The organism is Streptomyces sp. NPDC002776, assembly GCF_053592195.1.
In genome coordinates this window covers 56,931-75,847 of the sequence record NZ_JBSFVG010000013.1, presented here as the reverse complement: position 1 = coordinate 75,847, position 18,917 = coordinate 56,931, and the positions used below count along the sequence as shown (strand labels likewise).

Genomic DNA, 18,917 nt, shown 5'->3' with positions numbered 1-18,917 from the left:
CCCCGCCCCGGCCGGGCAGGCGACGGGCCCCGGCTAGGCCGGCCCGGTTCCCTTCGCCAGCGCCTCCTCCGCCTTCGTCACCAGGCCGTCGGCGCCGCACAGCCGGGCCAGGGTCAGGCCCCGGTGGAGTTCGGCGGTGGAGCGGGCCGCGATGCCGTACTCGATGCGGGCGGCGGCGTGTTCGTACTGGCAGGGCGAGGCCTCCAGGAAGGTCACCGCCTGCGCGGCGAGCCGTACCGCGCGCTGGCCGGTCTCCAGGGCGGCGGCGCAGCGCAGGGCCTCCCCGATGGCGGTGTCGGTACCGAAGCGTTCGGCGTGCCGGCGCACCTCGGAGGCGAGCCGGGCGGCCCGCGCCGGGTCCTCGGTGGCGAGGGCACGGGCGAGGTCGACGGCCCAGGGCACGAGCACGGGATTGTGGTGACCGCGGGCGGCCGCCGCCTTCTCGGCCTGCTCCAGTTCGTTGATGCCGTCCTTGGTCCGGCCGACGGCGAGCAGCAGCCGGCCGCGCACCGAACGCGGGTCGGGCAGCACGATGGTGGACGGGTAGGGCGGTGCGAAGCCGTACTGCTCGGCGACCTCCCAGGCCTCCTGGGTGTGGCCGCGGGCGAGCAGGGTGTCGACCAGGTTGCAGGTGGCGGACCAGTACAGCGGCAGGCCGCGGCCGACGCGCTCGGCGAGCCGCAGCGATTCGCGCAGTGACTTCTCCGCCTCGCGCAGCCGTCCCCGCCTGCGGTGTCCCACGCCGACGTAGGCGTGGGCCAGGGCGAGGTGCCCGCCGCTCCAGCCGGCCGACTCGTAGGCGCGCAGGGCCTCGGTGTAGAGGGCTTCGGCGCGGTCGAGCCGGTCGGCGAAGGCGTACGCGTTGGCGAGCATCATCAGCAGCTCGATGCCCCACTCCGGGTCGGTCCAGCCGAGCCCGGGCGCCAGGCGGCCGTTGACGAGGGCGCGGTCGCACAGCTCGGCGACCTCCTCGGCGTTCTCGCCGTGCGCCATGGCGTCGAAGCCGCGCAGGATGAGCACGGCGCGCTCGGAGTTGTCCCGGCCGGAGCAGGTGCGGGCGAGTTCGGCGAGCCGCTCGGACCGCCCGGGCGAGCTGGCCTCGCCCGCATGGATGCCCTCCCACATGTACTGCACGGCCTGCAACCGGAGCTTGGCGGGCCCGGATTCGTGCCGGGCGGCCTCCGCCTCGACGGTACGGACGGCCTCCTCCATCTGGTTGTTGTGCAGGAACGCCTGGGAGAGCCGATAGACGGCGTCCACGCGCGCGGCGCCGTCGAGTCCGGGCATGGCGAGCGCGCTGCGCAGGTGGTTGATGGTGGTGGCCGGTGCGGTCAGCAGGGCGGCGCAGCCCAGTTCGTACAGGACGTGCGGATGGACCTCGGGCCGGGGCGGTTCGCGCAGGGCGCGTTCCAGACAGCGGCGGGCGGCGTCCGGGGCGCCCACGGCGAGGTGTTCGGCGGCGGCCTCGCGCAACTGCCCGACGAGTTCGGCGTCGTCGTCCGGGTGGACCTCCAGCAGGTGGCGGGAGGCGGCCGCGGCGCCGCGCCCGGAGTCGGTGACGACGCGGGCGGCGATGCCGTGCATGGCGGTGCACAGGGCGGGCGGGATGGAGTTGTAGACGGCGGTGGCGATCAGCGGGTGGACGAACTCCAGCTCGCCCTCCTCCACCGCGCCCGAGGCCCGGTCGGGGGTGGTGAGGATACGGGCGTTGAGCAGGAGGTCGGCGCAGCGGACGGCGTCCTCGCGGCTCATGGTGGCGAGCCCGGCGACCTGGTCGACGGTGATGCCGGCGCCGAGGATCGCGGCGGCCCAGGCGAACCGGGTGGCCTCGATGCCGAGTCCCTCCAGGCGGGCGACGAGTCCGCCGCCGCGGGCCGAGCGGTTCAGGGCCCGCAGTTCGGCCGCGGAGGACTCGACCGGCTCCATCTCGCTGTCCTGCACCTTGGCGAGGAGTTCGACGGTCTCGTAGGGGTTTCCGGCGGTGACCGCCCAGACCTCGCGGCAGAACGCGGCGTCGGCGTGTCCGCCCAGGGTGGCCCGGGTCAGGCCCGCGGTGGCGTCCGGGGTCAGCGCGCTCAGGTTGGTGACGGGGCTCCCGGCGGCGGCGGCCACCGCCTCCAGGTGCCGGGCGCTCTCGCCCCGGACGTCCCCGGGCCTGCGCGCCACCACCACGAGCACGGACAGGTCCTCGAGACGCTCGGCGAACGCGGCGAGCCAGCGCAGGGTCTCCTGGTCGGCCCAGTGCGCGTCGTCGATGAGCAGCACCAGCGGCCAGTCGCGCCGCGCGAGTCGCCGTACGGCCGCGACCAGACCGTCGCACACGCCCTGCGGGTCGGGCCGGCGCTCGCCGGGTTCCGCTATGCCGAGGGCGGGGCCCGCGATGTCGTACCAGTCGCCGAGGTACTCGCGGGCCTCCTCCGGCAGCAGCGACACCAGGGCCGGCTGGAGCAACTGCCGTACGACATTGAAGGGGACGGACCTGAGGGTCTCGCCGCCGCGGGCCGACCAGACCTGGCAGCCGCGGGCCTCGGCGATGCGCCGGGTCTCGGCCAGCAGGGCGGTCTTGCCGAAGCCCGCCTCGCCGCGGATCACCAACAGGCTGCCCGCGGAGGAGCGGTCGGCGCACAGGGTGTCCACCGCCCTGACGACGGCGGCGACTTCGGCCTCGCGCTCCCACAGGAAGGCCGACGCGGCCACCGGGGGCCGTCCCTCCGCCATCCCGCTACCTCCCCAAGTCGCCCGAACGACGTACAGCACTTGAGCGTAGTCCTCCGGCCGTCCGCTTGGAGGGCGGTCCGGGCAGCTGTTGCCGTCACGGGTGACGGACCGTTCGGGAGGATGACGGGAAAGGCTCGGCGGGGGCGGTCCGGATCCCTCTCATCCGGCTTTCACCGTCGCCTCATACGGTGGGGGCATGACGCAGGTGACTCCTCCCGGGTGGTATCCCGACCCAGGGCAGACAAGTGACGGTCCCGCCACCGAGCGCTGGTGGGACGGCAGGGCATGGACGGACCAGACCCGCCCCGTGGGCTCGGCCGCCGTATGGGGTCCGCCGGCCGCCGGAGCACATCCGGCCTATCCGGCTTATCCGGCGTATCCGGCGCCGCCGCCCGGCCGGCGGCGCGGGGTGCGGACGGGCATAGCCGTGGCGGTGGCCGCCGCGGTCCTCGCGGCCATCGGCGTGGGCGTGTACGCCCTGGCCGGCGACGGGGGCTCGGACGGCTCCACCGCCGATTCCTCACCGAGTCCGGGCGGTCCGGGCGGCCCCGGCGGGCAGGACGACCCCTTCGGCGACTCGGGCGGTCCCGAGGGGCAGTCCCCCTCCCCGTCGCCCGAGGGGTCCGAGGCGCCGCGCATCGAGAGCGGTGCGGTGACCGACCCGATCAGCGGCATCAGCCTGCCGGTGCCGGACGGCTGGTACGGCCAGGAGATCACCGTGGGCGCCTCGGTGACCTCGGAGGAGTCGTACAAGTGCCCCGGCGACACCTCCCAGAGCTGCACCAAGGGCGGCGCCTACTCGGCCCCAGCGGAGGCGCTCGGCACCAAGGGCGGCACCGCCGAGGCGGTCGCGAAGGCGGACATCGAGGAGAACGCCGAGCAGTCCTACGGCGAGGGCTACGGCGGGATCACCTCGCACGAGGTGCTGGCCTCCGGGGCGGTGACGGTGGCCGGGCAGAAGGGCTACCGGGTGCGCTGGAAGGCGGTCACCAGCAAGGGCGCCGACGGCTATGTCGAGTCGCTGGCCTTCCCCGCCCCCGCCGACTCCGGGCGGATCGTGGTGGTCCGCTTCGGGATCGACGTCGGCGAGAAGCAGTCCGTGATCGACGAGATCACCAAGGGCATCAAGGTGGCGTCCGGCAACGGCCAGGACGTCTGACGCGCCGGTACGACGAACGGCCGGGTGGGGCACCTCTCCGCTCAAGAGGGACCCCACCCGGCCGGGGGGTGCGCGCCGCCCCCGTCCCCACGGTGCGGCGCGTCCAGGCCGCCGTCCAGTCATCCCGTGGACGGCGGCCTGAGCTCTATTTCAGGCCCAGTGCGGGCAGTACGGCGGCCTCCACGAACCTCACCAGATAGTCGGGGTCGGCGAACTCGCCCTCCAGCACCGGCCGGGCCCGCAGCACGCCGAAGATCTGCGCGGCGACGTACGGCAGCGCGGGATGGTCGGCGGCGACCTCGCCGCGCTCGACGCCGCGCTGGAGGATCCTGCCGAGCGCGGCGAGCTCGGGTTCGATGAGCGTCTCGCGCAGCGCCTGCTGGAGCTCGCGGTCCTGGGTGACCGCGTGGCCGAAGGCCTGGAGCAGGATGCTGGTGTCGCCGGAGCAGTCGCCCACCGCCCGTCCCGCCTCGCGCAGATCGCCCGCGAGCGTTCCGGTGTCGATGCCGGCGAACCGCGGGGAGCGGCTGGCCCTCAGGGCCGCCGCGACGAACTGGGGCTTGGTCTTCCACTGCCGGTAGAGCGTGGACTTGCTGCACCGGGTGCTCGCGGCCACGCCCTCCATGGTGACGGCGTCGTAGCCGCACGCACGGATCTGGTCGAGGACGGCGTCGAAGAACTCCTTCTCACGCTCGGGCGTGATCTTGGAGCGGCGCGAGGCGGTGACCGTGTCCGGTCCGTCCGCGGCCTGCGACGTCATCGGCTCTTCTCCTCGCTCGAGTGCTTCCAGTGTGTCCTATGTCTATCGGTACGGCAGTGTACCGGTACCCGTTCGTATCGGTACACTGCCGTATCGGTACAGTGTCGTTTCGGTACTTACCCGTATCGATGAGTTCGGTGCGTTCGCGGAGTCCACCAGACCTGCGGGCCGCCGCCCGCACCACCCACGCACCACCGTCAGCGAAAGGGCCGGGGGAATGAATGCCCGCAATGCCCGCACCGAGCCTGTGGCAGCCGAGCCGGACACGACCGTCCGTCCGCCGCTCGTGCGTGAGCTCCTGCTCGTCGTAGGACTCTTCCTCGTCTACAAGGCCGGCCGGCAACTGGCCACCGGCCACACCGGCGAGGCCTTCCGCAACGCGGACCGGGTCTGGGACCTGGAGCGGGCCCTGCGGCTGCCCGGCGAGGGCTCGGTGCAGTCGGTACTGCTGCACGGCGACACCCTGGTCCGCCTGGCGAACACCTATTACGCGACGGTGCACTTCCCGGCCACCGTGGCCTTCCTGGTCTGGCTGTACCTGCGCCGCCCCGGGCACTACGTGTGGGCCCGCCGGGTGCTGGCCGCCGTCACCGCCGTAGCGCTGGCGGGTCATCTGCTCTTCCCGCTGGCCCCGCCGCGGATGCTCGCCGGGACCGGCCTGCTCGACACCGCGCGCGTGTACGGGCCGTCCGTGTACGGCCCGCCCTCCAGTGACCAGCTGTCCAACCAGTTCGCCGCGATGCCTTCGCTGCACTTCGGCTGGGCCCTGATGGTCGCCGTCGGACTGATCGTCGCCACCCGGTCGCGCCTGCGCTGGCTGTGGCTGCTGCACCCGGTGCTGACCCTGCTGGTGATCGTGGGGACGGCCAACCACTACTGGCTCGACGCGATCGTGGCGGCCGCCCTGCTCGGGCCGGCCCTCGCGGTCATCCATCCGCCGCACCGCGCGACGACCCCCGCGCGGCACGGCACCAAGCAGCTGGTACCGGCCGAGGACCAGCCCGTACTCGTGGGAGCGGGACGATGAACGCGACCCTGATCGCCGTGATCCTGTCCTTGTTCTCGGCCGTCGCCTACGCGACCGCCGCGGTCGCCCAGGAGCGGCTCGCCTCCAAGAGCGCCGGGAGCGGGGTGCTGCGGCTGCTCGGCTCCAGCGCCTGGTGGTCGACGGTCGGACTGAACGCCACCGGCGCGCTGCTGCACGTGGTGGCCCTGAAGTACGGGCCGCTCACCGTCGTCCAGCCGCTCGGCGCGCTCACGCTGGTCGCGGCCGTGCCGCTGGGCGCGCGGGTCGCGGGGCGCCGGGTCAGCGCCGTCGAGTGGCGGGGCACCGCGTTGACCCTCCTGGGCCTGGCGGCGATCCTCGCCACGGCGTCCGGGTCGGCGCCCGACGAGGTGCTGAGCCCGTCCGAGGCGGTGGCGGTGGCCGCGGTGACCGCGGTGCTGATCGGCGTGCTGGGCCGGCCGGGCAAGCGGCGCGGGCTGCGGCACGCCACCGCGTCCGGCGTCGCCTCCGGGGTCGCCTCGGCGCTCACCCAGACCGTGACGGTGGCCGCGACGGACCGCTCGGGGAGCCTGCTGAGCATGCAGGTGATCGGGGTGGCCCTGGTCGTCGCGGCCTTCGCGGCGGGCGGTCTGCTGCTGTCGCAGTCGGCCTACCGGGACGGCCTGGACGCCCCGCTCGCGCTGGTCACCCTCTCCAACCCGGTGGCCGCCGCGCTGATCGGGCTCGCGCTGCTGGGCGAGCGGCTCCAGGGCGGCGTGACCGGCGCCCTGCTCGCCCTGACGGGCGCGGGCGTCGCGGCCCGTGGGGTCATCCTCCTGACCCGGGCCACACCGGCCACGGACCCGGCGGACGCGGCCCTGACACTGAGGGCTCTCACCGCCGGCGCCCGGCCGGCGCCGGGAATCTCCGCCGCCGAGGCCCGGCTGAGCCTGGCCGACCGGCCGGCGGCGGGGATCCCCGTCACCGACCCCCAGCCGACCGGATCCGCGGCCGCCGTCGACGACGATCACCCCGTGGCCGCCGTCCTGGCTCTGGAGCCCGGTACGGCGGCCGCGGAGCCGGCGATGGTGCCGCGGCAGGTGAAACCGGGGCATCTCACGCCGCTGTGAGACGCGTTACTCGACGATCATCGCCGGGTCGCTCACACCCGGCCGCCCGTTCTCGACGTGGCCGGCGAACCTCCGCAGGAACGCCGGGCCGGCGTCGGAGGTGACGGTCAGGTCGTACCAGCGCCGGCTCGCCGTGAGGTCGGCGGTGTGCCGCACGGTGGCGCCGGGGCGCACGGTGAAGGTCCGCGCCGCACCGCCGTAGCCGCTGGTGACCTTCAACCGGACCGTGCCCGGCCCCTTGTTGGTGAAGGTCAGCTGCACATCGTCACCGCTGTGGCGCGCGGTGACCTCGGGCCCGGCGGCCTTGTTCGGGCCCTTGAAGACGCGCAGGAAGCCGTTCGGGCCGTGCACGGTCAGGTCGTACGAGCCGTTCGAGTACGCCGAGTTCCAGGTGTCCGCGATGCTCTTGCCGGCCTCGGTGGTGTACGTCCACGGGCCGTCGGTGCGGTTGCCGGAGGTCACCAGGAAGGCGGCGCCCGCCTTGGCGCCGGAGGCGAAGGTCAGCGTGAACCTGCCGCCCGCCGCGTCCACCGAACCGTCCACCGACGGGGCGTACTTCAGCGGGCGGGCCGGGCGCAGACCGCGCTCCTGGCGGGGCATGTCGGGGTCGGCCGGCGGCGTCGGCCGGTAGTCGGGGTGCCGGTCGCGGTCCTGCGGCTCGTACGCGTCCGTTCCCGGCAGCGCGGCCGGCCGGCTGTCCTTCCGGGAGAAGTCGAACGCCGAGGTCAGGTCGCCGCACACGGTCCGGCGCCACGGGGAGATGTTGGACTCCCGCACCCCGAAGCGGCGCTCCATGAACTGCAGGATCGAGGTGTGGTCGAGGGTCTCGGAGCAGACGTAACCGCCCTTGCTCCACGGCGAGACGACCAGCATCGGCACCCGCGGGCCGAGGCCGTAGGGTCCGGCCGGGCGCCTGCTGTCGCCCGGGTAGAGGTCGAGCGAGACATCGACGGTGGACTTGCCCCGGGAGGCGTCCTTCGGCGGGAGCGGCGGCACCAGGTGGTCGAAGAAGCCGTCGTTCTCGTCGTACGTGATGAACAGGGCCGTCTTCGACCAGACCTCCGGGTCGGCGGTGAGGGCGTCCAAGACCTGGGCGATGTACCAGGCGCCGTAGTTCGAGGGCCAGTTGGAGTGCTCGGTGAAGGCCTCGGGGGCGGCGATCCAGGAGATCTGCGGCAGCTTCCCGGCCCGCACGTCGGCCTTCAGCTGATCGAAGTACCCGTCGCCGTTCTTGACGTCGGTGCCGGTGCGGGCCTTGTCGTACCAGGGCTCGCCGGGCTGGGCCTCGCGGTACTTGTCGAAGTACAGCAGGGAGTTGTCGCCGTAGTTGCCGCGGTAGGGGTCGCTGATCCAGCCCCAGGAGCCGGCCGCGTCCAGGCCGTCGCCGATGTCCTGGTAGATCTTCCAGGAGATGCCCGCCTGCTCCAGCCGCTCGGGGTAGGTCGTCCAGCCGTAGCCGAGTTCGTCGTTGCCGAGGACCGGACCGCCGCCCGTGCCGTCGTTGCCGGTGCAACCCGACCACATGTAGTAGCGGTTGGGGTCGGTGGAGCCGATGAACGAGCAGTGGTAGGCGTCGCAGACGGTGAAGGCGTCGGCGAGGGCGTAGTGGAAGGGAATGTCCTCGCGGGTCAGGTACGCCATGGTCGTGGTGCCCTTGGCGGGGACCCACTTGTCGTACTTGCCGTTGTTGTACGCCTGCTGCCCGTCGGTCCAGCCGTGCGGCAGGCCCTCCAGGAACTGCATGCCGAGGTCGTCGGCGGTGGGGTGGAAGGGCAGCAGGTCCTTGGTGCCGTCGGACTGGTGCCACACCGACTTGCCGCTGTCCAGCGTCACCGGGTGCGGGTCGCCGAAGCCGCGGACGCCCCTCAGCTTGCCGAAGTAGTGATCGAAGGAACGGTTCTCCTGCATCAGGACGACGATGTGCTCGACGTCCTCGATCGACCCTGTGCGGTGGTTCGCCGGGATGGCGGCGGCGCGCTGAATGCTGCTCGACAGCGCGGTGAACGCCGAGGTGGCGCCCGCGAGTTGGAGGAATCGGCGCCGGTTGACTTCGGGCATGAGTGAGGGACCTCTCCCCTTGGGGGTGTTCGACCGGTCGGAACGGTGTGACGAATCGTGCGCGGAAGGAGTGTTCCAAGAGCACCAAACGTCAGGGAAGGGTCCGGTGGCGGCTGCGTGAAAGTCGCCGGTACGGGCGGTGCCGGAGGTGCGCCGGGCTCGCCGCCGCGCCGGTCGGTGCCCTGACACCGAGTGCTCGGCACCGGACCGGGCAGCGCCGCGCCGCGCTGCACGAGCCGGCCGGGTGATGCGGGCGCACCGGGGGAGCCGATCACGTCCGCCTCCGCCGTCGCTCAGCTGCGGAATGAGCACATCCGCAGCTGGGTACCCGGAGCCGCACGGTTTTCGTACGAGGGAGCGCCCGATGAGTGAGCAGACCCCGTCCCAGGCAGAGGGTGACCGGCAGCCGGACACCGCCGAGGACGAACGGCACGAGACGCCCAGGACGACACCTTCCCAGGCGGAGGGCGAGGACCCGGGCGACGCTGACGAGTCGGAAACGAGCGAGGAGTAGCACCCCGGCGGCCGACATGGGACGCGGCAAGCAGTACGCCGTCGCCGCATCGGGACAGTGGACCGACGAGGAGGACGGGCGGCGGCTTCGGCTGCCCGCCGGGGAGGTGCACGCCTGGGAGCCGGGCCGCAACGAGACGGTGTGCGGGCTGTCTCTCGCCCGCTCCTGGCTGACGCGCTTCCCGCACGTCGGCTGGCCGGACACCTTCCCCGAGTCCGGAGGCGCGGCGGACCGGGTGCGGCGGGTGTGCCCGCGCTGCGCCTCGGTGGCCGGACGCCGTGGCGCTGACGCACGGCCCCGGTGGCATCGCACCCGTCCCCGGCCCTGACCGTCGGTGCCCCGCGCCGACCGGTACCGCTTCCGCCTGACGGAAGCCGCCTTGCCCCGCCCCCGTGCGCGTCACGACCCTGGTTCCCACCACGGCACGCGGGGCGACGGTGCCCCGCTCTCAGGGACGGGAATGCCATGCCACACACCACCGCCTTCGCCAGGAACCAGTGGTACGTCACCGCCTACAGCCACGAGGTCGGGCGGGAGCTGCTCGGCCGGACGGTCCTCGGGGAGACGCTCGTCCTCTACCGCAGCGAAGAGGACGGGACGCCGGTCGTGCTGCACGACCGGTGTGTGCACCGCAGGTACCCGCTGTCCGAGGCGCCGACGCGGCTCGACGGGGACCGGATCGTGTGCGGGTACCACGGGTTCACGTACGACACCACCGGGGCCTGCGTGTACGTGCCGGGGCAGAAGCGGGTACCGCGCACCGCCCGCGTCGCCTCCTATCCCGTGGTCGAGCAGGACTCGCTGGTGTGGGTGTGGATCGGTGACCCGGCGCTCGCCGATCCGCAGGCCGTGCCGCGCGCCGCGCATCTCGACTCGCCCGGCTGGATCACCGTCCGCGGCATGGAGCCCATCGACTGCGACTACGGTCTCCTCGTCGACAACCTCCTCGACCTCTCCCACGAGACCTATCTGCACGGCGGTTACATCGGCACACCCGAGGTCGCCGAGACGCCGATCACCACGGAGGTCGACGAGGGCGCCGGGATCGTCCGGGTGAGCCGGCACATGGACGACGCCGAATGCCCGCCGTTCTACGCCCGGTCGACCGGCATCAACGGCCGGATCATGCGCTGGCAGGACATCGAGTACCACGCGCCCTGCCTGTACCTCCTGCACAGCAGGGTCGCTCCGGTCGGCGTCGTACCGGAGGCCGACGGCAGCGATCCGGGCGGCTTCCACACCGAGATCACCTACGCCATCACCCCGTCCGCCGAGGGCAAGGTGTACGACTTCTGGGCGGTGTCCCGCGACTGGGCCACGGACGACGCCGAGGTCACCGAGTTCCTGCGGAGCAACAACCACACGGTGGTCATGCAGGACGTCACCGCGCTCAACCTGCTCCAGCGTTCGCTCGGCACCGAGCGGGACGGCTACCAGGAGCTCAGCATCAACATCGACACCGGCGGCCTGGCCGCCCGCCGGATCCTCGCCCGGCTGGTCGAGGAGGGCGACAAGCCGGTGGAGAAGGCGCTGTGACCGCGCCGACCGGCGAGATCTACCGGATCGACTGGCTGCCGGGCACCGACGTGCTGCGCGGCACCTGTCACTGCGGCGCCCGGCGCACCGCCGAGGACCCCGTCGAGATGTGGGAGTGGATGCTCGGCCACCCCGAGGGACACGATTCATGACCGAACTAGTGGTGCGGAGGCGGGAGTTGATTGCGGAGGGGGTTCTCGGGCTCACCTTGGCCCATCCCCTTGGCCGGCCGCTCCCCCAGTGGGCGCCCGGGGCCCACGTCGACCTGCTCCTCGGTCCCGGCCTGGAGCGGCAGTACTCCCTGTGCGGCGACCCCGCCGACCGTGCCGCCTGGCGGATCGCGGTGCTGCGGGAGCCGGACGGGCGGGGCGGATCGGCCTTCGTGCACGAGTGGTTGGGGCCGGGCGACACGGTCCGGGTGCGCGGCCCGCGCCAGCACTTCGCCCTCCGCCCGGCCGCCCGCTACCGCTTCGTGGCGGGCGGCATCGGGATCACCCCGATCCTCCCCATGCTCGCCGCGGCCGACGCGGCGGGCGCCGAGTGGACGCTGCTGTACGGCGGCCGCACCCGGGCCTCCATGGCCTTCACCGGCGAACTGCGCCGCTACGGCGACCGCGTGACGCTCGCACCCCAGGACGAGACCGGACTGCTGGACCTGGCGTCCGTCCTGGACGGCCTCCCCGACGGCACCCTCGTCTACTGCTGCGGCCCGGGACCCCTGCTGGACGCGGTGGAGGAGCGGTGCCCGGCGGGGGTCCTCCAGGTCGAACGGTTCCGCCCGAAGGAGCAACCGGCCGGGCAGGACACCGAGTTCGAGGTCGTCCTCGCCCGCAGCGGCCGTACCGTCACCGTCCCGCCCGGGGTCTCCGTGCTGGACTCGGTGCGCGCCGCCGGGGTCGAGGTGCTGTACTCCTGCGCCGAGGGCACCTGCGGTACCTGCGAGACCGATGTCGTCGACGGCACCCCCGACCACCGGGACTCGGTGCTCAGCGACGCCGAGCGCGCGGCCGGGGAGACCATGCTCATCTGTGTGTCCCGGTGCCGGGGGAAGCGGCTCGTGCTGGACCTGTGATCCGCAGGTCGGCCTCGATCCGGGCGACCGTGTCCAGCAGCGGCGGCAGCAGGTCACGGCGTACCGACTCCAGGGAGTTGCGCCCGGCGTGCACCGCGATGTTCACGGCCGCCGTCACCGCGCCGCCCCGGTCCCGCACCGGGGCGGCGACCGACCGGAGCCCCAGCTCCAGTTCCTGGTCGACGATCGCGTACCCCTGCCGGCGCACCCGGCGTAGCTCGGCCCGCAGCGCGTCCGGCGCGACCAGGGTGCGCGGGGTCAGCGGGCTCAGGTCGGCCCGCGCCAGCCGGGTGTCGATCTCCTCCTCCGTCAGATGGGCCAGGATCACCCGGCCCACCGAGGTGACGTGCGCGGGGAAGCGGGTGCCCACGGTGATGGACGCGGTCATGATGCGGCTGGTCGGGACCCGGGCCACGTAGACGATGTCGTCGCCGTCCAGCACGCACAGGGACGACGACTCCCGCACCCGGCCGACGAGTTGTTCCAGGTGCGGTTCGGCGAGCTCGGGCAGCGTGAAGCTGGAGAGGTAGGAGTAGCCGAGTTCCAGCACCCGGGGTGTGAGCCTGAACTGGCGTCCGTCCTGGTGGACATAGCCGAGGTCGACCAGGGTCAGCAGCAGTCGGCGGGCGGCGGCGCGGGTGAGCCGGCAGTCGCGGGCCACCTCGCTGAGGGTGCGGGCGGGGTGCTCGGCGTCGAAGGAGCGGACGACGGCGAGGCCGTGCGCGAAGGAGTTCACGAAGTGGCGACCGCGGTCCGGCTCGGGCATCAGCGCCTCCTGTCATACCAACAACCGTGTCAGCGAAGCTCGTTGACCTGATTCGTACAGGGCTCTACCTTCCCGCTGAGCGCATGTGAGCACTACTGTGCGGTCAGCGCACAGCCTGTCGGAAACACCGTTGTCTGCACAGGAGGAGTCATGCGTCGTCTGCTCGCCGTTGTCGCGGCCGGCACGTTCCTGTTCGCCCTGACGGCCTGCGGCTCGTCCGACGACGGTGATCCGTCGGACGAGGACGCCTCTGCGGGCGGCGTCACCACCGTCACCGTGGGGCTCATCCCCATCGTCGACGTGGCGCCCCTCTACCTCGGCCAGGAGAAGGGCTTCTACGAAAAGCACGGCCTGAAGCTGAAGCTGACGACCGCTCAGGGCGGCGCGGCGATCGTGCCGGCCGTGGTCAGCGGGCAGTACCAGTTCGGGTTCAGCAACATGACCTCGCTGATGATCGCCCAGTCCAGCAACGTGCCGGTGCGGGCGATCGCCAACGGCATCGCCTCGACCGGCCAGGACGGCAAGGACTTCGGCGGGCTCACCGTGAAGAAGGACAGCGCGGTGAAGTCGCCCAAGGACCTGGAGGGCAAGAAGGTCGCCGTCAACACGCTGAAGAACATCAACGAGACCGCGGTGCGCGAGTCGGTGCGCAAGGCGGGCGGCGACCCGGACAAGGTGCGGTTCGTGGAGCTGGCCTTCGACCAGATGCCCGCCGCGCTCGACGCCGGGCAGATCGACGCGGCCATGGTGGTCGAGCCGGCGCTCGCCACGGTCAAGAGCCAGGGCGGCCGGGAGATCGCCTCGTCCCTGGTCGACGTGGCCCCGAACCTCACGGTGGCGATGTACTTCACCTCCGTCCAGTACGCGCAGGAGAACCCGCAGCTGGTGAAGAAGTTCCAGGACGCCACCGCCGAGTCCCTCGCCTACGCCGACGCCCACCCCGACGAGGTCCGCGAGATCGTCACGACGTACACCAAGATCCCGCCCGCGGTGCTGGAGCAGGTGACGCTGCCGAAGTGGCCCGCCGAGCCGAACCGCGCCTCCCTCGAGAAGCTGATGCAACTCGGCGAGGACGACGGCCTGTTCAAGACCAGCCCGGACCTGGACAAGCTGCTCTCGTGAAGGGCCTGAACGCCGTACTGGGTGCGGCCGGGCTCGCGGTCTTCCTCGCCCTCGGCGAGGCGGTGCCGCGGCTCGGCCTGGTCAAGGAGGCGTACTTCCCGCCCACCAGCCGGATCGCCGACGCCTTCGGCGCCGAACTCGCCGACTCCGCCTTCTGGTCGGCGCTCGGCGACACCCTCACCGGCTGGGCGCTGGGCCTGGCCATCGCCTCCTGCGCGGGGATCGCTGCGGGCGTGCTGATCTCGGTGGTGCCGTACCTGCGCGAGTCCACCGCCTCCACCATCGAGTTCCTCCGCCCGATCCCCTCGGTCGCGCTCATCCCGCTCGCCGTGCTCCTGTACGGCACCGAACTGCGCTCGGTCCTCCTCCTCGTCGTCTACGCCTCCTTCTGGCAGGTACTGATCCAGGTCCTCTACGGCGTCCAGGACCTCGACCCGGTCGCCGACGAGACGGCGCGGTCGTACGGTCTCGGCACCTGGGCGCGGATCCGGCATGTGCTGTGGCCGACCGCGCTGCCGTACGTCATGACCGGGGTACGGCTCGCCGCCGCGGTGGCGCTGATCCTCGCCGTGACCGCCGAACTCGTCATCGGCGCCCCGGGGTTGGGTGCGCGGATCGCCATCGCGCAGAACTCCCAGGCAGTACCCGAGATGTACGCGCTGATCGTGGTCACCGGCCTGCTGGGGTTGCTGATCAACGTGGGCGCGCGGACGGTGGAACGGCGGGCGCTGGCCTGGCACCAGTCGGTGCGCGGGGAGGTGACGGTGTGAGGCTGCTGCTCCTGCGCACCGTCTTCGTCCTGGCGCTGCCCGCCGTGCTGGTGGGCGTGTGGTGGGTGGCCTCCGACGACAGCACGGACGTGTACTGGCCGCCGCTGCGGACGATCCTCGAGACCTTCCCGGAGGTCTGGACCGCCGACCGGCTGCGGGGCGACGTCCTGCCCAGCGTCCTCAGGCTGGCGGGTGGCTACGCGCTCGCGGCCGTGGCGGGCGTGGCGCTCGGCACGGTCATCGGCTCCTACCGGCGGGTGCGGGCGGTGTGCGAGCCGGTGCTGGAGTTCCTGCGGGCGGTGCCGCCGCCGGTGCTGGTGCCGGTCATCATGCTGTTCGCGGGCATCGGCGACACCATGAAGATCACCGTGATCGCCAGTGGCTGCGTCTGGCCGATCCTGCTCAACACCGTCGAGGGTGTGCGCGCGGTCGACCCGGTGATGGCGGAGACGGCCCGCAGTTACGGCATCACGGGCGCGGCGCGGCTGCGGCACGTGGTGCTGCGCTCGGCGAGTCCGCAGATCTTCGCCGGCCTGCGCCAGGCGCTGTCGCTCGGGATCATCCTGATGGTCATCAGCGAGATGTTCGCCGCCAGCAACGGACTCGGCTTCACCATCGTGCAGTTCCAGCGCAGCTTCGCCATCCCCGACATGTGGACCGGCATCCTGGTCCTCGGTCTGCTCGGCTTTCTGCTCTCCGTCGTCTTCCAGCTCGTCGAACGGCGCGTCCTCGGCTGGTACCACGGCCTGCGCGCCTCCACCCGGCGGTCCCCGTGAGCCTCCTGAAAGGGCACCCCATGCTCGACGTACGCGGCCTGCGGAAGGTGTACGAGGGATCCGGACGCCGGGTGGAGGCGGTGCGCGATCTCACCTTCACCGTCGACGCGGGCGAACTGGTCTGTCTCGTGGGCCCGTCGGGATGCGGGAAGACCACCCTGCTGAAGTGCATGGGCGGCCTGCTCGCGCCGACCGGCGGCGAAGTGCTGCTGGAGGGACGGAAGGTGACCGGGCCGCCGCCCGGGATGGCGTTCGTGTTCCAGGAGTACGGGCGCAGCCTGTTCCCGTGGATGAGGGTCGGCGAGAACGTCGAACTCCCCCTGCGCCAGAAGGACCTGGACAAGGGGCGGCGACGGGAGCTGGTGCGGGACGCGCTGGAGTCCGTCGGTCTGGAGGACGCCACGGGGGCGTATCCCTGGCAGTTGTCCGGCGGGATGCAGCAGCGCGTGGCCATCGCCCGGGCGCTGGCCTACGAGCCGCGGGTGCTGCTGATGGACGAGCCGTTCGCGGCGGTCGACGCACAGACCCGGGCCGATCTGGAGGACCTGGTACGGCGGTTGTGGCGGGAGCGGGGGATCACGATCCTGTTCGTCACCCACGACATCGACGAGGCCGTGTACCTGGGCGAGCGGGTGGTCGTGCTGTCCGCCTCCCCCACCGTCGTCCAGGAGCAGCTGAAGGTCGATCTCCCGGACGAGCGGGACCAGTTGCACACCCGGGTCGCACCGCGCTTCGCGGAACTGCGCACGCATGTGTACGAGCAGATCCAGGCGGCGAAACGGGGGGTGCCGGTCCTGAAGGCGGACACCCCTCCGCCTCACTGAACGCCGGGCTGCGCGGCCCACAGTCCGCGCACATGGCCGAGGTGCCGGGTCATGACCTCCCGCACGGCGTGCTCGTCCCGGGCCAGCAGGGCGTCCAGGAGTTCCAGGTGCTCCTCCGCGGAGGCCAGCAGCCGGCCCGCCTTCACCAGCGCGGTGAGCCCGTACAGGCGGGAGCGGCCGCGCAGGTCGCCGACGACCTCGACGAGGTGGGCGTTGCCCGCGAGGGCGAGCAGGCCGAGGTGGAAGCGGGTGTCGGCCTCGACGTACGCGATCAGGTCACCGGCGGCCGCCGCCCGCACGATCTCCCGGGCCGCCGGGCGCAGCGCCTCCAGCGAGACGGGGTCGGCGGTCCTCGCCAGCCCGGCCACCGTGGGGATCTCGATGAGCGCGCGGATGTGCGTGTACTCGTCGAGCTGTTTGTCGGAGACCGCGGTGACCCGGAACCCCTTGTTGGGGACGGTGTCGACCAGGCCCTCCTTGGCGAGGTCCAGCATGGCCTCGCGCACCGGCGTCGCCGAGACGCCGAAGCGGGCGGCCAGGGTCGGCGCGGAGTACACCTCGCCCGGGAGCAGCTCACCGGCGATCAGCGCGGCCCGCAGGGCGTCGGCGACCCCCTCGCGGTAGCTGCGCTTCTTGCCGCCCAGCGTGGGCAGGGAGGGGGCGCCGGCGGGCTGGGCGGCCATAGAGCTGTCTCCTAGGAATGCAATGTCACGCGTCACCGGCCATTATCCCTGCCCGGCTCAGAGCACGAATCCGGCCGGGAAGGGGTCACTGGGATCGAGGAGATACTGGGCGGTTCCGGTGATCCAGGCGCGGCCGGTGAAGCTCGGCAGGACGGCGGGGCGCCCCGCGACCTCGGTGGTGCCGAGCAACCGGCCGGTGAACGTCGTGCCGATGAACGACTCGTTGACGAAGTCGGTGTGCAGCGGGAGTTCGCCGCGGGCGTGCAGCTGCGCCATGCGGGCGCTGGTGCCGGTGCCGCAGGGCGAGCGGTCGAACCAGCCCGGGTGGATCACCATCGCGTGCCGCGAGTGACGGGCGGTGGCGTCCGGCGCGTACAGGTGGACGTGGTGGCAGCCGTGGATGGAGGGGTCCTCGGGGTGGACGGGCTCCGACTCGGCGTTGATCGCCTCCATGAGGGACAGGCCCGCCCGGAGGATGTCGTCCTTGCGGGTGCGGTCGAAGGGCAGCCCGAACTCCGCCAGCGGCAGAATGGCGTAGAAGTTGCCGCCGTAGGCCAGGTCGTATGTCACCGTGCGCCCGTCGGCCAGTGCGATCTTGCGGTCGAGGGCGACGGAGTAGGACGGCACGTTCCGCAGCGTGACCGCCTTCGCGGCCCCGCCCTCCACCGCGACCTCGGCGACGACCGGGCCCGCCGGGGTGTCGAGCCGGATGGTGGTGACCGGTTCGACGACCTCGACCATGCCGGTCTCCACCAGCACGGTCGCCACGCCGATCGTGCCGTGCCCGCACATCGGCAGATAACCGGAGACCTCGATGTAGAGGACGCCCCAGTCGCAGTCGGGGCGGGTGGACGGCTGGAGGATCGCACCGCTCATCGCCGAGTGGCCGCGCGGCTCGTTCATCAGCAGCCGCTTGATGTGGTCGCGGTGCTCGCGGAAGTACAGCCGCCGCTCGTTCATGGTGGCGCCGGGGATGGTGCCGATACCGCCGGTGACGACCCGGGTGGGCATGCCCTCGGTGTGCGAGTCGACGGCGTGCAGGACGAGTTCGCTGCGCATGGCCCCTAGACCGATCCGGCCGCGAGGGCCTTCTCGGTGGCCGCGCGGACGACCGCCTCCTGCTCGGGCAGCAGCGGCACGCGCGGCGGGCGCACGGGGCCGCCGTACCTCCCGGCGACGTCCATGGACACCTTGATGGCCTGCACGAACTCCACCCGGGAGTCCCAGCGCAACAGCGGATGCAGTCGCGCGTACAGCTCCTTCGCGGTGTCCAGGTCCCCGGCGACGGCCGCGCGGTACAACCGCACCGTCGCCGCGGGCAGCGCGTTCGGGAAACCCGCCACCCAGCCCTTGGCGCCGGCCAGCGCCAGCTCCAGCAGGACGTCGTCGGCGCCGATCAACAGGTCGAGTTGGGGGGCGAGTTCCGCGATCCGGTAGGCGCGGCGGACATCGCCGGAGAACTCCTTGACCGCGTGGATGTGGCCCTCGGCGTGCAGTTCGGCCAGCAGCGCCGGCACCAGGTCGACCTTGGTGTCGACGGGGTTGTTGTACGCGACGACCGGCAGGCCCGCCTTCGCGACCTCGGCGTAGTGCGCCAGCACCGACCGCTCGTCGGCGCGGTAGGCGTTCGGCGGGAGCAGCATCACGGACGCGCATCCGGCGTCCCGCGCCTGCTCCGCCCAGCGGCGGGCCTCCGCCGAGCCGTACGCGGCGACGCCCGGCATGACCCGCTCGCCGCCGACGGCGGCCACGGCCGTCTCGACGACCCGGGCGCGCTCCTCGGGTGTGAGGACCTGGTACTCGCCGAGCGAGCCGTTCGGCACGACGCCGTCGCAGCCGTTCGCCACGAGCCAGGCACAGTGCTCGGCGTAGCGGCCGTAGTCCACGGAGAGGTCGTCGCGCAGCGGGAGGGCGGTCGCGACGAGGACTCCGTGCCAGGGGCGGGGGTCACTGGTGGTCATGGGCTTTCCCTCGGTCTCGTCTCGGTGGCGTGTGACATGGCACAGGCCGGAAGCAGCTCAAGTGCGCTGGGAAGCATGGGTGC

General features: G+C 72.4%; 19 protein-coding genes. 12 read left to right on the top strand and 7 right to left on the bottom strand.

What is annotated here, in order from left to right:
- Window positions 1–33 precede the first annotated feature (33 nt).
- Window positions 34–2,718 carry an ATP-binding protein gene (locus ACWD11_RS24915; RefSeq protein ID WP_451285610.1) on the bottom strand — a complete coding sequence of 895 codons (2,685 nt, stop codon included), beginning with the start codon at window positions 2,716–2,718 and terminating at the stop codon, window positions 34–36.
- Window positions 2,719–2,914: 196 nt separating this feature from the next.
- On the opposite strand from ACWD11_RS24915, the gene ACWD11_RS24910 reads away from it, so the two are divergent.
- On the top strand, window positions 2,915–3,877 hold the full coding sequence (locus tag ACWD11_RS24910; protein WP_451285608.1) for a DUF2510 domain-containing protein: 963 nt from the start codon (window positions 2,915–2,917) through the stop codon (window positions 3,875–3,877).
- 145 nt (window positions 3,878–4,022) lie between these two features.
- Here the strand turns inward: ACWD11_RS24910 and ACWD11_RS24905 are convergent, their stop codons facing one another.
- Window positions 4,023–4,637: a TetR/AcrR family transcriptional regulator gene (locus tag ACWD11_RS24905; protein WP_389419147.1), complete on the bottom strand. Its 615-nt coding sequence runs from the start codon at window positions 4,635–4,637 to the stop codon at window positions 4,023–4,025.
- 217 nt (window positions 4,638–4,854) lie between these two features.
- On the opposite strand from ACWD11_RS24905, the gene ACWD11_RS24900 reads away from it, so the two are divergent.
- Together ACWD11_RS24900 and ACWD11_RS24895 are read left to right on the top strand one after the other, a co-directional pair.
- The gene (locus tag ACWD11_RS24900) at window positions 4,855–5,664 is read left to right on the top strand and encodes a phosphatase PAP2 family protein (protein ID WP_451285606.1); all 810 of its coding nucleotides are present in this window, start codon (window positions 4,855–4,857) and stop codon (window positions 5,662–5,664) included.
- On the top strand, window positions 5,661–6,752 hold the full coding sequence (locus ACWD11_RS24895; RefSeq protein ID WP_451285604.1) for a hypothetical protein: 1,092 nt from the start codon (window positions 5,661–5,663) through the stop codon (window positions 6,750–6,752). The genes ACWD11_RS24900 and ACWD11_RS24895 overlap by 4 nt, the downstream gene beginning before the upstream one ends.
- A gap of 6 nt (window positions 6,753–6,758) precedes the next feature.
- Here ACWD11_RS24895 and ACWD11_RS24890 read toward each other — a convergent pair whose 3' ends face one another.
- Window positions 6,759–8,810 carry a phosphocholine-specific phospholipase C gene (locus tag ACWD11_RS24890; protein WP_451285602.1) on the bottom strand — a complete coding sequence of 684 codons (2,052 nt, stop codon included), beginning with the start codon at window positions 8,808–8,810 and terminating at the stop codon, window positions 6,759–6,761.
- Window positions 8,811–9,174: 364 nt separating this feature from the next.
- Here ACWD11_RS24890 and ACWD11_RS24885 point away from each other — a divergent pair, with 364 nt between their 5' ends.
- The 5 genes from ACWD11_RS24885 to ACWD11_RS24865 all read left to right on the top strand — a co-directional run bounded on the left by ACWD11_RS24885 (window position 9,175) and on the right by ACWD11_RS24865 (window position 11,932).
- Entirely contained in the window at window positions 9,175–9,324 is a 150-nt protein-coding gene (locus tag ACWD11_RS24885) for a hypothetical protein (protein ID WP_389419151.1), read from the top strand.
- Window positions 9,325–9,340: 16 nt separating this feature from the next.
- Window positions 9,341–9,652 (top strand): hypothetical protein, encoded by a 312-nt coding sequence (locus ACWD11_RS24880; RefSeq protein ID WP_451285600.1) that lies wholly within the window; start codon window positions 9,341–9,343, stop codon window positions 9,650–9,652.
- A 137-nt stretch (window positions 9,653–9,789) separates the two neighbouring features.
- Complete coding sequence (locus ACWD11_RS24875; RefSeq protein ID WP_451285598.1) at window positions 9,790–10,860, top strand: Rieske 2Fe-2S domain-containing protein; 1,071 nt, start codon at window positions 9,790–9,792, stop codon at window positions 10,858–10,860.
- The gene (locus ACWD11_RS24870; RefSeq protein ID WP_451285596.1) at window positions 10,857–11,012 is read left to right on the top strand and encodes a hypothetical protein; all 156 of its coding nucleotides are present in this window, start codon (window positions 10,857–10,859) and stop codon (window positions 11,010–11,012) included. Before ACWD11_RS24875 ends, ACWD11_RS24870 begins: the two co-directional genes overlap by 4 nt.
- Window positions 11,009–11,932, top strand: a complete 924-nt coding sequence (locus tag ACWD11_RS24865; RefSeq protein ID WP_451285594.1) for a PDR/VanB family oxidoreductase — start codon at window positions 11,009–11,011, stop codon at window positions 11,930–11,932. Before ACWD11_RS24870 ends, ACWD11_RS24865 begins: the two co-directional genes overlap by 4 nt.
- Here ACWD11_RS24865 and ACWD11_RS24860 read toward each other — a convergent pair.
- Complete coding sequence (locus ACWD11_RS24860) at window positions 11,883–12,698, bottom strand: IclR family transcriptional regulator domain-containing protein (protein ID WP_451285592.1); 816 nt, start codon at window positions 12,696–12,698, stop codon at window positions 11,883–11,885. The two genes, ACWD11_RS24865 and ACWD11_RS24860, sit on opposite strands and share 50 nt — an antisense overlap.
- A gap of 150 nt (window positions 12,699–12,848) precedes the next feature.
- Here ACWD11_RS24860 and ACWD11_RS24855 point away from each other — a divergent pair, with 150 nt between their 5' ends.
- From ACWD11_RS24855 to ACWD11_RS24840, 4 genes are read left to right on the top strand one after another with little or no spacing between them, the layout of a single operon-like run.
- Complete coding sequence (locus ACWD11_RS24855) at window positions 12,849–13,820, top strand: ABC transporter substrate-binding protein (protein WP_451285590.1); 972 nt, start codon at window positions 12,849–12,851, stop codon at window positions 13,818–13,820.
- Complete coding sequence (locus ACWD11_RS24850; RefSeq protein ID WP_389419158.1) at window positions 13,817–14,590, top strand: ABC transporter permease; 774 nt, start codon at window positions 13,817–13,819, stop codon at window positions 14,588–14,590. Before ACWD11_RS24855 ends, ACWD11_RS24850 begins: the two co-directional genes overlap by 4 nt.
- Window positions 14,587–15,366: an ABC transporter permease gene (locus ACWD11_RS24845; RefSeq protein WP_389419159.1), complete on the top strand. Its 780-nt coding sequence runs from the start codon at window positions 14,587–14,589 to the stop codon at window positions 15,364–15,366. The genes ACWD11_RS24850 and ACWD11_RS24845 overlap by 4 nt, the downstream gene beginning before the upstream one ends.
- Window positions 15,367–15,386: 20 nt before the next feature.
- Complete coding sequence (locus tag ACWD11_RS24840) at window positions 15,387–16,190, top strand: ABC transporter ATP-binding protein (protein ID WP_389419160.1); 804 nt, start codon at window positions 15,387–15,389, stop codon at window positions 16,188–16,190.
- Here the strand turns inward: ACWD11_RS24840 and ACWD11_RS24835 are convergent.
- Genes ACWD11_RS24835 through ACWD11_RS24825 form a run of 3 tightly spaced genes read right to left on the bottom strand, consistent with a single transcriptional unit; the run spans window position 16,184 to window position 18,834 of the window.
- Window positions 16,184–16,873, bottom strand: a complete 690-nt coding sequence (locus ACWD11_RS24835) for a GntR family transcriptional regulator (RefSeq protein WP_451285587.1) — start codon at window positions 16,871–16,873, stop codon at window positions 16,184–16,186. The two genes, ACWD11_RS24840 and ACWD11_RS24835, sit on opposite strands and share 7 nt — an antisense overlap.
- A gap of 57 nt (window positions 16,874–16,930) precedes the next feature.
- Window positions 16,931–17,932, bottom strand: coding sequence for a proline racemase family protein (locus ACWD11_RS24830; RefSeq protein ID WP_389419162.1), 1,002 nt, complete (start codon window positions 17,930–17,932; stop codon window positions 16,931–16,933).
- Window positions 17,933–17,937: 5 nt separating this feature from the next.
- On the bottom strand, window positions 17,938–18,834 hold the full coding sequence (locus tag ACWD11_RS24825; protein ID WP_451285585.1) for a dihydrodipicolinate synthase family protein: 897 nt from the start codon (window positions 18,832–18,834) through the stop codon (window positions 17,938–17,940).
- Window positions 18,835–18,917 lie beyond the last annotated feature (83 nt).